Source organism: Halomonas sp. KO116 (assembly GCF_000734975.2).
GTDB lineage: Bacteria > Pseudomonadota > Gammaproteobacteria > Pseudomonadales > Halomonadaceae > Vreelandella > Vreelandella glaciei.
The window spans coordinates 859,434-876,530 of record NZ_CP011052.1; the positions used below are offsets into that span (position 1 = coordinate 859,434).

At 51.7% G+C, this 17,097-nt stretch carries 17 protein-coding genes; 8 read left to right on the top strand and 9 right to left on the bottom strand.

All coding sequences use genetic code 11. The features are described 5' to 3' along the window. Positions 1–69 precede the first annotated feature (69 nt). The 8 genes from KO116_RS04020 to nanR all read left to right on the top strand — a co-directional run bounded on the left by KO116_RS04020 (position 70) and on the right by nanR (position 8,173). Positions 70–834, top strand: coding sequence for an SDR family NAD(P)-dependent oxidoreductase (locus KO116_RS04020; protein WP_035561360.1), 765 nt, complete (start codon positions 70–72; stop codon positions 832–834). Next, complete coding sequence (gene pdxA / locus KO116_RS04025; RefSeq protein ID WP_035561362.1) at positions 831–1,832, top strand: 4-hydroxythreonine-4-phosphate dehydrogenase PdxA; 1,002 nt, start codon at positions 831–833, stop codon at positions 1,830–1,832. Before KO116_RS04020 ends, pdxA begins: the two co-directional genes overlap by 4 nt. Further along, positions 1,829–3,025, top strand: a complete 1,197-nt coding sequence (locus KO116_RS04030; RefSeq protein WP_035561365.1) for a four-carbon acid sugar kinase family protein — start codon at positions 1,829–1,831, stop codon at positions 3,023–3,025. Before pdxA ends, KO116_RS04030 begins: the two co-directional genes overlap by 4 nt. 159 nt (positions 3,026–3,184) lie before the next feature. After that, positions 3,185–4,186, top strand: coding sequence for a sialic acid TRAP transporter substrate-binding protein SiaP (locus KO116_RS04035; protein ID WP_035561368.1), 1,002 nt, complete (start codon positions 3,185–3,187; stop codon positions 4,184–4,186). A gap of 109 nt (positions 4,187–4,295) precedes the next feature. Then, complete coding sequence (locus KO116_RS04040) at positions 4,296–4,829, top strand: TRAP transporter small permease (RefSeq protein WP_035561371.1); 534 nt, start codon at positions 4,296–4,298, stop codon at positions 4,827–4,829. Between the two features lie 38 nt (positions 4,830–4,867). Further along, positions 4,868–6,247, top strand: a complete 1,380-nt coding sequence (locus KO116_RS04045; protein ID WP_035561374.1) for a TRAP transporter large permease — start codon at positions 4,868–4,870, stop codon at positions 6,245–6,247. Positions 6,248–6,309: 62 nt separating this feature from the next. Continuing rightward, positions 6,310–7,386: an Ldh family oxidoreductase gene (locus KO116_RS04050; RefSeq protein WP_035561377.1), complete on the top strand. Its 1,077-nt coding sequence runs from the start codon at positions 6,310–6,312 to the stop codon at positions 7,384–7,386. Between the two features lie 64 nt (positions 7,387–7,450). Continuing rightward, positions 7,451–8,173, top strand: coding sequence for a transcriptional regulator NanR (gene nanR, locus KO116_RS04055; RefSeq protein ID WP_035561380.1), 723 nt, complete (start codon positions 7,451–7,453; stop codon positions 8,171–8,173). 171 nt (positions 8,174–8,344) lie between these two features. Here the strand turns inward: nanR and KO116_RS04060 are convergent, their stop codons facing one another. The 9 genes from KO116_RS04060 to KO116_RS04100 are packed head-to-tail and all read right to left on the bottom strand — an operon-like array spanning position 8,345 to position 17,086. After that, on the bottom strand, positions 8,345–9,481 hold the full coding sequence (locus tag KO116_RS04060) for an ABC transporter substrate-binding protein (protein WP_035561384.1): 1,137 nt from the start codon (positions 9,479–9,481) through the stop codon (positions 8,345–8,347). Further along, positions 9,478–10,635, bottom strand: a complete 1,158-nt coding sequence (locus KO116_RS04065; RefSeq protein WP_035561386.1) for a CaiB/BaiF CoA transferase family protein — start codon at positions 10,633–10,635, stop codon at positions 9,478–9,480. The genes KO116_RS04060 and KO116_RS04065 overlap by 4 nt, the downstream gene beginning before the upstream one ends. A 32-nt stretch (positions 10,636–10,667) precedes the next feature. Then, positions 10,668–11,438, bottom strand: a complete 771-nt coding sequence (locus KO116_RS04070; protein WP_035561389.1) for an enoyl-CoA hydratase/isomerase family protein — start codon at positions 11,436–11,438, stop codon at positions 10,668–10,670. 28 nt (positions 11,439–11,466) lie between these two features. Continuing rightward, positions 11,467–11,916 carry a MaoC family dehydratase gene (locus KO116_RS04075; RefSeq protein WP_035561392.1) on the bottom strand — a complete coding sequence of 150 codons (450 nt, stop codon included), beginning with the start codon at positions 11,914–11,916 and terminating at the stop codon, positions 11,467–11,469. Between the two features lie 18 nt (positions 11,917–11,934). Further along, entirely contained in the window at positions 11,935–12,987 is a 1,053-nt protein-coding gene (locus tag KO116_RS04080) for a LacI family DNA-binding transcriptional regulator (protein ID WP_052703723.1), read from the bottom strand. 50 nt (positions 12,988–13,037) lie between these two features. After that, positions 13,038–14,234 (bottom strand): CaiB/BaiF CoA transferase family protein, encoded by a 1,197-nt coding sequence (locus KO116_RS04085; protein WP_035561394.1) that lies wholly within the window; start codon positions 14,232–14,234, stop codon positions 13,038–13,040. Positions 14,235–14,246: 12 nt separating this feature from the next. After that, entirely contained in the window at positions 14,247–15,524 is a 1,278-nt protein-coding gene (locus tag KO116_RS04090; RefSeq protein ID WP_035561396.1) for a TRAP transporter large permease, read from the bottom strand. Between the two features lie 3 nt (positions 15,525–15,527). Continuing rightward, a complete protein-coding gene (locus KO116_RS04095) occupies positions 15,528–16,076 on the bottom strand; it encodes a TRAP transporter small permease (protein ID WP_035561398.1) in 549 nt (182 codons plus the stop codon). Between the two features lie 26 nt (positions 16,077–16,102). Then, on the bottom strand, positions 16,103–17,086 hold the full coding sequence (locus KO116_RS04100; RefSeq protein WP_035561400.1) for a TRAP transporter substrate-binding protein: 984 nt from the start codon (positions 17,084–17,086) through the stop codon (positions 16,103–16,105). Between the last annotated feature and the right edge of the window lie 11 nt (positions 17,087–17,097).

The window sequence follows — 17,097 nt, forward strand, 5'->3', positions numbered from 1 at the left end:
TATCTGGATAAAGACGGTGGCGCTAAGCACAGCGCTCACCATAAAACAAAAAGTGTTAAGGAGAATTTCATGTTAGACGAGTGGAAAGGTAAGCGAGTATTGATCACCGGTGCCAGCCGTGGCATTGGCGCGGCGGTTGCGAAACAGCTGGGGGCATTAGGAGCCCACGTAGCGGTGCACTATCACAGCAGTGAAGCCCCCGCTGAAACAGTGGCTCAGGCGATTCGCGATGCGGGTGGGGACGCTTTTACCCTGAAAGCAGACGTCAGCCACACCCGCGAGACCCAAAAACTCGTCGACGATGCCGCCGAACGTCTGGGTGGTTTAGACCTGTTGATCAATAACGCTGGCGACATGCTGGGCCGTGTTGGCTTAGATGAGATGGACGATGACCAGTATGACCGGGTCATGGATCTTAATGTCCGCTCGGTGATTATGGCCAGCCGGGCGGCGCTGCCGCATTTTCGCCGCGCAGGCGGCGGAAATATCATTCACACCACCTCGATTGCCGCACGCAATGGCGGCGGGGGTGGCGCTGGCCTGTACGCCTCAGCAAAAGGCTTTGTGAGTACGATCACGCGTAATATGGCCAAGGAACTGGCGGGAGATAATATTCGCGTTAATGCCGTTGCCCCTGGCACGATTGCTACCGATTTTCATGATCGTCACTCAAGCGAGGCGCATCTCAACGCAGCGCGGGCATCGATCCCCATGGGCCGGTTAGGCACGTCGGAAGAGTGTGTCGGGGCTTATGTTTTCCTCGGAACAGAAACGCTGAGTGGTTATGTCACCGGTCAGATCATCGAGGTCAACGGCGGGCAGCTAATGCCATGAATAGCTCTCCACGCTGTTATGAAATCGCGATCACCATGGGCGATCCTGCCGGTATCGGCCCCGAAATCATTTGCCGCGCCTTGAGTGCTATGTCCGCTGTTGAGCGCGCCACAACGATGGTCATCGGTGACCCAGCGATTTATCGCCGGGCAGCGGCAAGTATTGGCGCCGCGCTTGAATTCGTGCCACTAGAGCAGGCAGAAAGCGGTAAGGACCATGTAGCGGTTGGTATGGTCGAGATGCCAGAAGGTGCTGAGATTCCCGATGGCCAAATCAGCGCCGGGGCGGGGGATATGGCGTTTCGCTGCGTTCACAAAGCCGTGGAATTGGTGCAGTCGGGGCAGGCCCAGGTGATCGTCACCGCGCCGCTGAACAAGGCGGCGCTGCATGAAGCCGGGCACCACTATGATGGCCACACCGGGATGCTGGCGTCGCTGACCGGCGCGCCCTCATCGTTTATGCTGCTGGCATCTAAGACGCTCTCGACGCTGCATGTGTCCACCCACGTGTCACTACGCGATGCGATCGATCGAGTCACCCCCGAACGCATCATTGCCACCGTTGAGGCGGGGCATGCGCACTTGCTAGCGTTGGGCATGAAGGCGCCGCGCATTGCCGTGGCAGGCCTCAACCCGCATTGCGGCGAAGGCGGTATTTTTGGCGATGAAGATAGCCGCTGTATCGCCCCAGCGGTGGAGCGCTTGCGCGAGCGTGGTTTTGATGTGAGCGGGCCTATCTCGGCAGATACGGTGTTTTACCGCGCCTCAAAAGGCGAGTTCGATTTGGTTATCGCCCAGTATCACGACCAGGGCCATATCCCCGTCAAACTGATTGCTTTTGATACTACGGTGAATGTCAGCCTCGGCTTACCGCTTCAGCGCACCTCGGTGGATCACGGCACCGCCTTTGATATTGCCTGGCAGGGCAAAGCCGATGCCACCAATATGGGGTCTGCGATTGCCTATGCCCGGCGGTTAGCCAGTGGCGCCAAAGCATGAGTAGCTGCCGATTGGCGATTATTGCCGACGATCTTTCGGGCGCGCTGGATACTGCCGCTCCGTTTGCCGCGCGGGGCGCAGATGCCCGCGTGGTGATCAGCCTGGAGGCATTAGCAACAACGCTTGATGCGTGGCAAGGGCAGTGGCCAGCGGTTATCGCCGTGAATACCGAATCCCGTCATTTAAAGGCCGAGGAGTCGGCGCTTCGGGTAAGTGAAGCAGTGTGTTTACTCAGGCGAGTAGCGCCTCAGCAGTGGTTCAAGAAAGTCGATTCGACCCTGCGTGGCCAAGTAGTGGCTGAGTGTAAAGCGCTGCGAGAAGCGCTTGGTTTGCCCCTGCTGCTGGCGCCTGCGGTGCCCGCCCAGGGTAGGACCGTTCGCGACGCAGAAGTATGGGTGGATGGTCTGCCACTGGCAGAAACAGACTACCAGCAGGATGCCCGCTCAGCGCCGCTGGCAGGCCCCATCGATGTCGCTTTTGCCGCCGGTGGCTTGCCCCTGCAGCGCTATCGCCCGGGGCAGGCAACATCGCTCCCCAGCGAAGATTATATCGCTGATGCCGAGAGCGATGAGGAGCTTGCAGCAGTTTATAACCTTATGGATACCGACAGTCACCATGCCATGGCGGGTGCGGCGGGATTGGCAACGGCGATGGCTCAACGCTGCTTTGGAGCACCTGAGTCGCCGTGTCGAACGCTCCACAACGTCAATAAAGTGCTTTATGCCGTGGGGTCGAGAAGCGCTCGCGCTGCGGAGCAACTGATGCAGCTGCGCCAGCACTTCTCCCATTTGAGCGTTATTGAAGTGAGCGCTGATAAGTTCGCTACCCGTGCTTCAAATGCCTGCGTGGTGGTGCCAGAATCCGGCACCCAGCGTACGGCCGGTGAAGTGTCCGGGGCGATGGCCGCCCAGGTGGCGTCGATCACCTCGCACTGGCAGCAGGATGAGGAGAGCCTGCTGTTTTTAACCGGTGGAGATATCGCCATGGCCGTGCTGTCTCGGCTAGGCGTGAGCCATATTGGCGTTGAAGCCGAGTGTTCACCTGGCGTGGCGCTCGGCTATATCGATGGCGACCCCCGGCGCCGTGTGATGACCAAAGCGGGTGGCTTTGGCGATCCACAGCTGCTCGTGCGCTTACATGATCAGTTCAGTCTTCGCCTAAATCGTCATCGGCACGATGAAAATCCTGAGTGAGAAGGTTGCGCAATGGTAGGCGACCAACTAGGTTTGAAATGGGTGGTATGACACGTATACAGCTCTATGGTCGGTTACGTCGTATACCACTGTTCACCTAATAATTAACTACAGATCACAATAGCCAACAATAAATCCAATGGTTATGAGGAGTACACGATGAGCCACAAACGCCAACACTCGCTGAAAATGGCCCGCCTGCTAACGGCCACGCTAATCGCCGGGGGGCTCTCAGTGACCGGCGCTGTGCATGCGCAGGAAGAACTCAACTTCGCTCACGTCTACGAGACATCCGAGCCCTACCACGAGTGGGCGCTTTGGGCAGCGGATGAAATCGAGGAACGCACTGACGGCCGTTATGCAATCAATGTGCATGCAGCGTCGTCGCTTGGTAAGGAATCGGATATCAACGAAGGGCTACAGCTGGGTACCGTCGATCTGATCTACACCGGCAACCAGTTTGCAGGGCGCTTCTATGGCCCGGTAGGCATTGCTGGCGCACCCTATATGTTCCGCGATTTTGAGCATTGGCAGGCTTACGCCGATAGCGATTTGTTCGATGAAATCGCCCAGGGCTACCAGGATGAAACTGGTAACGTACCGTTAGCCATGAATTACTACGGCCGCCGTCATGTAACGTCCAACGAACCGATCAATACGCCTGAAGACATGGAAGGCCTAAAAATACGTACGCCCAATGCCCCCATGTACATGATGTTCCCCGAAGCGGTGGGCGCTAACCCAACCCCTATCGCTTTCGCTGAAGTCTATTTGGCGCTACAGCAGGGCGTCGTGGATGCCCAAGAGAATCCGCTGCCGACCATTCGCGCCAAAGCGTTTCATGAGGTACAGGACTACATCAACCTGACCGGACATATTACCGACTCGCTGATTACCATTGCCGGTGGCCCGCTGTGGAACCGTCTTTCCGAGGAAGACCGCGAGATTTTCCGTGAGGTCTACACCGAAGCGGGTCAGCGCATCACCCAGGACATTCTTCAATCCGAGGAAGAGCTGGTGGCTTGGTTCGAAGAGCAGGGTGTGACCGTCAATGAGGTGGATATCGAACCCTTCCGCGAAGCTACGATTCCGGCCCATAACGGTGAAGCGGCGACATGGGATCAGGAAACCTACGATCGTCTTCAGGCGATCGGCCAGTAATGCCGTGAGGCCTGGTTTTTCCAGAAGCCATACGTTTCCGGGATCGTTTTTTTCGTAGACCAAGACTCGCCCCGCCCAAGCCTTGGGTGGGGCGAAGCGGGAGCCTTCCATGAGCCAAACTGAGCCCACTGACGAGACCAGCCTCGCAGGTCTCGACGATGATTCCTTCAACATCCATGACTATGCCCTGGAGGATTTCCTGACGCTTGGGATCTTCTGGCTGCTGGCACTGGATGTCTTTATGCAGTTTTTCAGCCGCTATGTGCTGGGTAATTCCATCGCCTGGACGGAGGAGATGGCGCGCTATCTATTGGTCATGGTGGGCTTTATGGGTAGCACCATGGCGGTGCGAAAAGGGTCGCATATCGCTGTGGAATTTTTCTATCGCTACATGCCGGGGTGGCTGGGTCGCGTAATGTCGACACTGGTAGACCTGATCAATATTGCTTTCTTCGCCAGCATGGCCTGGATCACCTTCAAACTGGCTAATCGCACCAGTGCCATGATGGCCTCGGTGGACATCCCTAAAAGCTGGCTTTACTACCTAGTGATGGTGGGCTTTATCCTCATGCTGGTGAGAGGGGTGCAGGTGGCTATTCGTCACTGGCGCTCGGGCACCAGTGAACTGCTCAATACCCAATAACAATACGCCAACACGCTACTCTCTCGGAGATCACCCCAATGCCCAACATTCTGGCTGTGAGGCGCGGCGGTGCGATAGTGCCGCCATTGGTTGCGGCTGTCGCGATACTCGGCTGTATCGCCCTGGCCGCCACTCAGCACTATTTACTGTTCCTGTTTGCGGCGCTCTTCACTCTGCTGGTGATGGGGGTGCCGATCGCTATTAGTCTTGCTGGCTCGTGCCTGCTGTATGTGCTGCTGACCGGCAGAGTGCCCGATGTGGTGGTGATGCACCGCATGATCAACGGCGTCGACAGCTTTCCCCTGTTGGCGATTCCGTTTTTTATACTCGCCGGTAATCTGATGAATAACGGCGGCATTACCGTGCGGATATTTGATTTTGCCAAGGCGTTGATGGGCTGGATGCGGGGCGGCCTGGGTCACGTCAATGTAGGCGCCAGCATCGTCTTTTCCGGCATGTCCGGCGCCGCAGTCGCCGATGCTGGGGGGCTGGGTACCATTGAAATCAAGGCCATGAAAGATGCCGGTTACGACGAGGGGTTCTCGGTGGGGATCACCGCGGCGTCTTCGACCATCGGCCCGATTATTCCGCCGAGTCTGCCAATGGTTATCTATGGCGTAATGGCTTCAGTGTCGGTCGGCCAGCTGTTCGTCGCCGGTCTGGTGCCGGGCCTGTTGATGGGGCTGGTGCTCATGGCCATGATCACGATCATATCCCGGCGCCGCGGCTATACCCGCGATGCGGTGTTCTCGCTTCCGGTGCTTGGTCATACGTTCAAGCGTGCCTTTTTATCATTATTAACGCCGGTCATCATCGTTGGCGGCATCATGACGGGGGCCTTCACGCCTACCGAAGCGGCGATTGCTGCGGTGGTCTACGCCTTGGTGCTGGGGGGAGTGGTTTATCGTAACCTGACCTGGCGCCGCCTGCTCAAGGTGAGCATGGAAACGATCGAAACCACTGCCGTGATCCTGTTGATCGTCGCTGGTGCCTCGATATTTGCCTGGATATTGACCAGCAACCAGGTCACTCAGCATGTGGTTACTCTGCTCGGTCCATTTGCCGACAATCCCATCGCCACGCTGATCATTATCAACTTGGTGCTGATCGTAGTGGGCTGCTTTATGGAGACCATTGCGGCGATCACCATCCTGGTGCCGGTACTGTTGCCGGTGGCCGTTACCGCCGGTGTCGATCCGGTGCACTTCGGCGTAATCATGGTGCTCAACCTGATGATCGGCTTGTTAACGCCGCCGGTCGGTATGGTGCTGTATGTACTGTCGCGAGTGTCCGGCATCTCTTTTGAAAAGTGCATGCGTGGCACGCTGCCTTTCCTGGTGCCGCTGGTCATCGCCTTGCTGTTAGTGACCTTTATTCCGGCCATCTCGCTGTGGCTACCGACGCTAATTTACCGTTAAGCATTACCGGGGCTGACCACTGGTCAGCCAATAGCCCGACTGAAGCCAGGAGCTATTGATTAATGAGAGATACATCGTCAAATTTTCGCGTCGCTCGTGAAGACCTTGCCCGCTTCATGCAAGCCGCTCTGAAGGCAGCAGGTGCTGATCAGGCATCGGCGAACGCGGTCACTCACGCGCTGATTACCGCCTCACGTATGGGAACCGACAGCCACGGCCTGCGTCTGCTGCCCCACTATCTGCAGGTGCTCAAGGGCGGGCGGATCAACGGCGCGCCCGACATGCAGTTCCACCAGCGCCTGGCAGCGACCGGTTTTCTGGACGCTGACAACGGGTTAGGGCACCTCGCGGGGTATACCGCCATGGAGCATGCCATGGCAATGGCAGAAAAGGTGGGCATGGGTGCCGTCGCGGTGGGTAACTCATCGCACTTTGGGGCAGCGGGGTGCTATGCGTTGGCAGCGGCCGAGCGCGGTTATCTCGGCATGGCGTTCTGCAATTCGGACCCTTTTGTGCTGCTGCATGAGGGTGCCAAGCCGTTCCATGGCACCAACCCAATCGCCTTTGCAGCGCCGGTGGCGGGCGAGTCGCCTTACCTGCTGGATATGGCGACTAGCTCGGTGCCCTGGAATCGCGTGCAGCAGTTCGGTGCGATTGGCCGTGAACTTCCGGATCAAGTCGCGGCGGATGCTGCCGGGCAGGTAAGCCGCGTTCCTAGTGAAGTGGCCGCACTGTTGCCGCTGGGCGGCAGCGGCTTCGGCTTCAAGGGTGCGGGGCTGGGTGGCATGGTGGAGGTTCTGAGTTCAATGCTGTCGGGTATGCAGCACGGCTTTCGGCTGCTGCCGATGGGCGGGCCTGATATGTCGACACCGCGCGGCGTCGGCCACTTTTTTCTGGTTATGAAACCGGATGCCTTCGTGGATGCTGGCACCTTTGCCCGCGGAATGGCCGAGTATTTGGCCGACCTGCGTGCCCAGCCTGCTGCACCCAACGCCCAGGTGATGGCGCCTGGGGATCGAGAATGGCGCTGCCAGGCTCTGCGCGACGCCGAAGGCATTCCGCTCGATTCTGCCAATCAAATAGCCTATGCCGAGATCGCCGAGCAGTACCAAATAACGCCGCTCTCTCAGCTGGTTTGAAGGATAATGACGAGAAATGCAGTAAAATGGCGGCGAATTCCAGGTTAACCAGGGGTGACTGCCTATGAGCAGATACCGGATCGAGCGTAAAACGCTGTCCGAACAGGTCGCTGAACAGCTCGAGGCGGAGATTCTCGAAGGGCGGCTAAGTGAAAATGATCAATTGCCGTCAGAACGGGAATTGATGGAGCAGTTTGGCGTTGGCAGGCCTGCTGTGCGCGAGGCGCTTTTCCACCTGCAGCAGCTTGGGCTTATCGCCATTAATAGCGGCACGCGCGCTAGGGTGATTCGTCCCACTGCTGAGGCGGTGATGGCGAGGCTTTCCGGCGTTACCCGGCAACTGCTTTCCAAGCCCGATGGCCAGCAGTATTTTCAGGAAGCGCGGGCCATGTTTGAAATCTCGTTGGCGCGCTACGCGGCCCGCCACGCCAGCGAGGAGGACCTTGCTAGGCTTCATGCTGCGTTGGCGGATAATCGCGATGCGATTGGCGACGAGGCTCGCTTCAAACGCTCTGATAACGACTTCCATGGCGTGTTGGCGAGTATTGGCCGTAACCCCATTTTCGATGCCATCCACGTGGCACTTTCCGAATGGCTGGATGATCGCCGTGCGCTGGTGTTGCAGCAAAAAGATGAAGATAAAGCCGCGACCGCCGCCCACACCGAAATCATTGCTGCCATTGAGTCCCGCGACCCGGACGCGGCCGAGGCGGCCATGCAGCGCCACCTTGATCGCCATTACGGCACTTATATGCAACTAAAAAAGCGCCTCTCGGATGCATCCTAGCGTCTGTATATGCGTGCTAGCTAGCTTTCGCGTTTACCATCCATAAGTCGGGAAACGTCACACTGATTGTCATATGGCAGTTAGGCCAAGGTAGCCAAGTCACAATGCCAGGGAGGGTGGTAATAAGGGTGGCTTGGATAGGCTTGTTAAGTACACTATGAGTTATAGCTGTTACCTATTTCTGCTCCTCTTGTACAGGGCGTTAATATCCGTAATCACCGTTTCAGCCTGCTCACGTTTTTTCAGCCCAAGACTAAGCCGTTCTGATGCTGCATTCTGAAAGTGCATATATCCATTATGTCGAGGACGAACAAATGATGTCTCTAAAGTAGATAGCGTATTCGAATAAAAACCATGGGTGGCAAGGTTTACATGCTTATCGTGCCAAGCCATCGCATGCCCAGGCTGACCACCTGACGCCGCATAGGATAAGCGCTGAACTTCACTGCTGGCGATCCAATAAGCAAACTTCATAGCCTCTTCACGATGCTCGCTTAAGGCAGATACGGCGATACCTGTTCCACCCAATACTGAGCCGGCAGGCACGCCATTCCTGACAATACTAGGTATATCTGAAAACGCGAGTAAGTTAGGTCTGAATCCTTCAAGTGCGTAGCTTACATAGCCATAACCATAAGGCATCACAGCAAAAGAGCTATTAGGTGCCGACATCGCTTCAAGTGCAGCAATTGGATCCATTTCAAAGCATTGTGGATCGAGTAAGCTTACCAACTCATCTAATAAGCGATAAGTTTTGACCCCTTCAGCCATGTTTATAAGATCACCATCTCCAGTATTACATGGGCAACCTTGATTAGCGGCTAAAGTATAAAAGCACATCAGTGCATGAGGGGATCGAAGCGGTAAAATAACTTGCCCATTTTTCGCCAGCTCTATTATTTCTTCCCAACATTTAGGAGGCTGAGAAATAATATCTGGGCGATAGGCTTGTACTTGGGCTGCAGCATCAATTGGCAGTGCCCACTGTTGCCCTTTCCAGAAATAGCTTTTATAAGAAGGGCCCACCGAGTGCTGTAGATATTCATCCAGGATGCCTTGTTGATTGCCACTATCAAGTGGCACAAGACATTCGCTAGCCGTAATCTGTCCTACATGAGGGTGATCGATCACTATCAGGTCATAGTTTTTTGCCAACTCTTCAACAGGAAACGATTCAAAATCTTGTAAACTGCGTTTATCCCAAGAGACTTCAATTCCAGTCTCCTGCATAAAGAGAGTGGAGCAGTGGACCATTGGGTCGTAGCCTCTAGGGTGGCTCCAAGTCATACCCTTAAGTTTTAATGTCATATTCCTAATTCCATTCTTATTAAGTCGCTATGCTCACCAACACGAGGGGCCGCACGCAAATTCGTAATGGGGCGCTCACCGTTAATTCTTATCGGTGAGCGTGTGGTTCTAATCGACACACCACCCTCTTGCTCGGCGACCTGAAGCATATCAAGGGAGGAGAAGCCCTCATGATTTATTAGTTCATCCCATTGAAGAACTTTAGAGCACCAAATATCCATGGGTTCGAGGATGGAAAGCCAATGCTCTGTATCTTGTTCTTTAAGTTTATGAGATAGAATTTCTTTAATTTCATCTCTAGCAGTAAACCAACTTTTGGGGTTGTCTCGATAAACTGTTAGAGCGGGTATTCCGAGAAGATCAGCTAAATCCCCAATGGGCGTCATAGCAATCGCTAAATAACCATTTTTTGTTGGATATACCCCATAAGGCGCCGCTAAATACGCATGCGCATTGCGACTCTTAGCGCGCTTTGGCGGTCGACCACCATCATTTAGATGAGTAGTAAGTACTTCAAACTGCAGGTCTATAAGTGCTTCCATGAGGCTTGTTTCCACATGACAGCCAACCCCTTTAACACCCCTTTGAACTAAGCCAGCTAAAACGCCTTGTACGATAGCTGAACCAGCAAGTATGTCAGCTACAGCTAACCCCATAGGAACAGGGCCTTGGGTGTCATCTCCTGTTAACCACATGATTCCAGAACGCGATTGCGCCAATAAATCTTGTCCTGGAGTGCCTGACCACGGCCCCTCTTTTCCATAGCCTGAAATTGATGCATAGATCAATTTAGGATTGATCGCTTTTACAGAATGATAATCTAAGCCAAGCCGCTCAATCACGCCGGGTCGAAAATTTTGAATGAGCACATCTGCTTTCGAAAGTAATTTACGTAATACAGTTAAGTCTTCAGGTGACTTAAGGTCTAGCGCCAAGCTTTCTTTATTGCGATTAATGGCATGGAATAGCGTCGAGTCTCCTCCAATATCTGTGTCACTCATATAAAGCGTTCTTGCAATATCGCCTGTTTCAGGTCTCTCTATTTTGATAACACGTGCGCCTAAGTCCATCAGTCGCAATGAAGCATACGGTCCTGAAAGAAACTGGCTAAGATCGATTACCGTTAGTCCGCTCAGCGGTAGATTCTCAGACATAATAAATTCCTTTATTCAGTGAAATGCCCCCTTTAACGTCGATTGAAAAGTGGAGCCCGCTTTTGTTTAAAAGCTTCTCTTCCCTCAGCGGCATCTTCTGTGGCAAAGCAAATTGTTTGAAGATCCCTTTCATAAGTGATTGCATCTTCAATATTCATACCATATGCCGCTCTCAAATTTACTTTGGCGGTTTCAGTAGCGATAGGCGCACGTGCTGCAATTGTATGGCCAAGCTCCTTTGCTTCGCTCAATAATTCAGCACGGTCTACTACGCGTGATACTAAGCCCCAATTTAAAGCGGTATGAGCATCGATGGAGTCACCCGTCATAATCATCATCGCGGCATTAGAGGAGCCGATTGTATGGGTTAAATGCGCCGCCATACCCCCGCCCCCAATCCAGCCGAGCTTGACCTCGGGTGCGGCAAAACTAGCATTCTTCGAAGCAAGGCGAATATCACAACTCATCGCCGTTTCAAACCCGCCTCCAAATGCGTACCCATTAACTGCAGCAATAACGGGCTTGGTCGCGTGTCGAAGTGCATCGCAATAGTCGCGCCTATTACGAAAATTCCATGGTGTATCGTAATTATCTAGCGTACGGATATCTGAACCGGCGCAGAAAGCCTTGTCTCCCGTCCCTGTCAAAATTACACAGCGTACGCTATCGTCACTATTGCAATTATCTACTATAGATATCAGCGCTTCAGCCATTTCAGGAGTAACTGAATTTAGTTTTTCTGGCCTGGCAAGAGTAATAATCAGAAGATAGCCATCTTGTTCTGTGTAAATATGCTCGCTCATATCGATCTCCCGCTTAGTATTTAAAAACTTATGGTCGGGTTAATACCATGATCTGATTAGTACCTTCCTGAACGACGTTTTCATCTTGGTTGATGCCTTGAATTCCTAGCGTTACTATCCCGCGATTACCTTTGCTCGTTAGACGTTTTTCTTTGATTGTAAGCTTGGCTCGAAGTCGATCACCTATATAAACAGGTTCAGAAAATTGCCAATTCCAATTAAGTGCGGCTACAACATGAAAACTAACTAGACAACGGTTTTTGAGTGCGTCAATAAGTCCAAGCACCAATAGTCCATGGGCAAGACGACCTTTAAATCCCATTTCTTGAGCAAACGTTTCGTCAACATGCACATCAGTGAAGTCGCCGGTCAAACCTGCAAAGCCTAAAATGTGTGCTTCACTCACGGTTATAGCTGGAGTCTCGTACGTAAAGTCAATTTCTAAATCTTCAAAATAATTTTTGTCGCTAAACTTCATAATGACGACTCCTTTGGGCTAGGTACTTTGACGAAAAATCAACTCGAACCCGACGTCTATACATTTATTATCAATCGGATTATTTTCCATGCGCGCAAGCAGCAGTTCTGCTGCATTCTGACCAATTTGAGCAGCGTGGACTGACACTGTGGTCAAGCTTGGCACTAGGTTTTTCGCAATTTCAAAATCTCCAAATCCAGCTATTGCCAGTTGTTTAGGCACCGCTATACCTCGGCGTGTGCACTCGAGTAGGGCACCGGACGCGAATACATCTGATGAAAAAAATACGGCATCAGCATCGGGATGTTGCTTCAAAATGCTGATGAGCGTTTGGGCACCAACTTGCATCGTTAACGGCTGGCCCGCCAGAGTAAGTACGCGAGGTTTATCTAGTCCCATCGCTTTTATTGCCGCTTGATAGCCTTGCAAACGGGCCTCTGCACGATAGTCGCCAACATTTGTTACTCCAGCAAAAACGATTTTGCGGTAACCTTTTTCACCGAGATAGCGCACCATTTGATAGGAGGCTCTTTCATTTGAGTATCCCACTAGCAGATCGATAGGGTTTTCCAGCCAGTCCCAAGTTTCTACAACCGGTAGTCGTGAGCGAGATAGCAGTTTAATGAGGGATGGATTGTGATGTGTACTCGCTAGCATGATGCCGTCTGGCCCACGGCCAAGAAAGCTACGTACCAACTCTTCTTCTCTATCGGGATCATATTCGGTGTTACCGAGTAGAATTTGGTAGCCAGCTGGAACGAGCGTATCGGAGAGAGCCTGAATAGTATCTGCAAATACAGATGACGAAATAGACGGAATGATGGCAGCCACAATGCCGCTTCGATTAGAGGCCATCTGACTTGCAGCTAAATTTGGCACATATTGCAGGGACTCGATTGCATCGCGAACGCGGAGTGCCACCTCTTCACCGACTAATTCAGGTTGATGAAGTACTCGTGATACGGTCTGCCCTGAGACGCCAGCTTTACGGGCGACATCGGCCATCGTCACACGGCTTGAAGTCGTACGACGACGGCGCTTGACTAGTGGAGACTTAGTATTCTCATCCATACCTGGCAATAATCCCTGCTTAATGGTTAGAGGCATTCTCTGCCACTAAACTATAGTGTTTCACTGGCGATAACGGCATTGGTGAGAAGATGATTAATTTGGCTTTCTTCATATCCCAACTCTCTAAGAATCTCCTTGCTTTGTTCCCCTGTTAGAGGAGCGCCGCGGCGAATCTCGCATGGGCTCTTGGAAAACTTATAAGGAAAACCTGGTGTGCGAATTAGGCCCTCAGTAGGGTGAACATATTCGACGAGAGAACCGTTGTGCTTCACCTGAGGATCTTCTACTAGATCAGCATAGGTATAGACTGGGCCCGCCCAAATATCGGCTTCCCTAAATAAAATGAGCCATTGCGATGTGGTTTTTTTCTTCATCGCATCGCGGGTCTTGGCAATAATCAAATCTTTTTGTGTAAAAGAGTCGCGGCCATCCTCCATGTTCAGAAATTCAGGGATATCTGCAATTTCTCCGAACTTGCGTAACGGCGGGAAAGCGAGAGCAATTGCATCATCTGCTGTATTAAAAACGCCATAAGGAGCTCGAATGTATGTGTGACCATCCGGCTCTTTCGAGCGAGTTTGAGGAACGCCCCCAATGCTAAAGATCGAGAGTTCCTGCATCTGTAAAGAAATGATCGAGTCGAGCATATTGACGTCGACTTTTTGACCTTCACCAGTACGCTCGCGGTGTAAGAGGGCGGCCATTACCGCTTCAAACGCAGAATAGGCAGTGACGGCATCAACAAGGTAGTTACCTGAAGGAAGCGGTGCCTCTCCATCGCGGCCCACGTTGTACATAGCGCCACTCATCGCCTGGAGTAACATATCCTGGCCAGGCCAGTTTATATAAGGACCATCCTCACCATAACCAGACATGGATATATAGATGATTTTAGGATTAATCTCTTTAAGACTTTCATAATCAACGCCTAATCTTTTAGCGACACCGGGGCGATAATTCTGTACGAAGACGTCACCGCTTTTCACTAAGTCTTTGACAATTGTTTTGCCTTCTTCATTTTTTAAATCAACGGCTAAAGATCTTTTATTGCGATTTAATGCTGTAAAAGAAACGTTAATCCTATTGCCATTAGCCCCACCAGCAGCCACATGGCGCTGCCATTCGCCAGTAATAGGCTCAACCTTAATAACATCTGCACCAAGATCTCCAAGGCGCTGTGTTGCGAAGGGGCCTGCCATTGCGATAGTACAATCAATTATTTTGTAACCAGCTAAGATTCCAGACATTTAAAAATCCTATTAAAATTTATTGGGTAGCCACAGTACGAGCTGTGGGAAGTAAGTAAGCGCAAGTAAAACCAGCAATAAAGGAATATAAAAAGGAAGTATTGCGCGAATCATCTGCCAGAAACTGATCTGGGCAATGTGCTTGCAAATAAATAAGATCACTCCAAATGGCGGGGTTAAAGATCCAATCAAAAGGTTAAGAATCATTACAATCCCGAAGTGTATCGGATCAATTTCATACGCGGCCACGAGTGGAAGTAGGGCGGGTGTGGCAATAAGAATGATCGCAGTGGTCTCCATAAAGAGACCCACGAGCAGTAATGAAATATTGAGTATCAGTAGCAGCAGCAGAGGATTGTCAGTAAGACTCTGCATGAAATCTACTAGCAGCCCTGGCAAATTCTGTACCGAAATAAGCCAGCCGAACGGGAAGGCTGCTGCAATAATGAACACTAGTACTCCAGTGGTAATAGCGCTCATTGCCAAGGTGTCAATCAAGCCTTTGAAGTCCAGCTCTTTGTTAATGAAACCCAGAGCTGCGGCGTAAACTACGATTAACGCGCCAAGTTCTGTGGGTGTTGCAACGCCGCTGAGCATACCTGCCACAAGTAACACCGGTGCCACCAAAGCTGGCAGAGCTCTCAAAAATGTAACGCCAAGAACCTTTAGAGATTTCTTCTCATCCCTTGGTGCCGCTTCACGGCCGGACCACACCAGATAATAAACGACTACCATCAGGCAGAGCCCCATCAGTAGGCCGGGCACAATTCCTGCGAGAAACAAATCAGTCAACGACAATTGGGCCGTCACGGCATAAATAACCATTATCACGGAGGGGGGAATGACTGGCCCAATAATGGAAGAAGCAGCGGTGACTGCCGCAGCAAAACTTGCAGAATAACCACGCTGCTTCATCTGCCGAATTTCGACTGCCCCTAAACCGGCGGCATCGGCCTGAGCCACTCCTGACATTCCTGCAAAAATGATAGAGGCGGCAATATTGACCTGAGCCAACCCACCTCGCATATGTCCGACCAGAGCTGATGCAAAATCGAAAATTCGCTCAGAAATACCTGCACGATTGAATAGATGACCAGCAAGCACAAAAAGTGGGATAGCTAACAATGGAAAGCTGTCTAGCCCACCAGACATGCGCTGGATCACGATCTCCATAGGCAGGCCGGGCCCGGTAATGATAAAAATGAAAGCTGCAAACAGCATTGCAAAAGCAACAGGCACTTCTAGTGCAATCAACGCCAGAAAAATAACGAGTAGAAAGCCAATGGGCATGACTCAGATTCCTTCACGAGCAAAATCAGTGATCGATTCACCGTTGATGTAAGTCATTGGCTCCCCTTTAATCAACGCTACAATGTCAGCAACGGTATAGAAGGCCAAGGTAAGTACCATCGACAGCGATGCGTAAAACAGAGGCATCGAATAGAACCACATACGCGAAATGGGAATTGGCAGTGATATTGAGTTTGATCGTGCTTCAATGCTCATGACCCCTGGTGCTTTTACAACTAGCCAATAAAGAACGAAAAGCATCACGGCGTATCCAAATAGACGCATTAAAGCTTGGACTCTGACAGAAACCAGCAGCGATGCTGCCTCTATCTTGATATGAGCGAGCCGCTTCATGCCCGCTGCCGCTCCCAAAAATACAATCCAAATAAAGGAGTAGGTGGCTAACTCCTCAACCCAGACAAAGGGGCGTCCAAAGCCATAGCGGCTGATCACTTGCAGCGTGATCGATAAAACGATCACGACAAACAGTGCCATAGCAGTCGCGAGTTCAATTCTTTCGATAATTTTCAAGGTTTTACGATAGAATTCCATAAGCGGCTCTCCATTGAGGTAGCAGTTTATTCAGCCATATCCTGAATCGACTGCCATAAGCCTTGAGTCCACATGCCATCACTTTCGACGCGTTCAACAGCTGATAAGGCCTTTTCACGCACTGGCTCAAGATCAATGGTTATAATGGTGGCACCTTCTTGTTCCATCTTTGCCACCAATTCATCGGTCTCGTTTATAGCCTGCTCTTGAGCCCAAGCAGTAGCTTCCTCTGCAGCTTCATCAAGTACTGTTTGCAACTCAGGAGAGAGTGATTGATAAAAGCTCTCATTTACTAAGATATGGGTAGCCGTCAAAATATGATCTGTACGCAGTACATAAGGCGCTGCTTCATGGAATTTAGCAGCATATGCTGCTGATACTGGCCCCTCCGCCGCTTCGATAACGCCAGAACGTAAGCCTAGGTATACTTCTCCCCATGCTACACGCGTAGGGTTGGCACCAAGGGTTTCCCATAATTCGAGATAAGTCGGTATTTCAGGAACACGCATTTTGAGCCCATCAATATCGTCAGCCGATTCAATGGGCTTATTAGTAAATGTCATGCGAGGTTGAATGGGGGCTTGAGCAAGAATTCGAATTCCTTGCTCATCAATAAGCTCTTGAGCCATATCCTGATAGGCTTGGCTCTCGAAGAACGTGGCCATATGGTCAAGGCTATGGAAAGTGAAGCCCCAGCCTAGAATAGAAAAATCATTCACCCAGTTGGCGTACCAGGAAAGGTCGTCTCCATATAACTGGACTGATCCTCCCATTGTTTGCTCAATGACTTGGACGTCATTACCCAATTGCTCGCCTTGGATAAAATTAATTTTTAACTGATCGCCGGCTTTTTCGTTTACTAAATCAACGAATAAGCGATTTTGGCGATCATAGAGCGACCCCAGCGCATCTGAGCCGCCAAAAGTCGCAGACTGCTGCGCAGTTGCTGCTGAAGAAATTGCGGTAAGAGCAATCCCAATCAGTAGACGTTTTGGAGATAGCAAGGTCATCATATATTCCT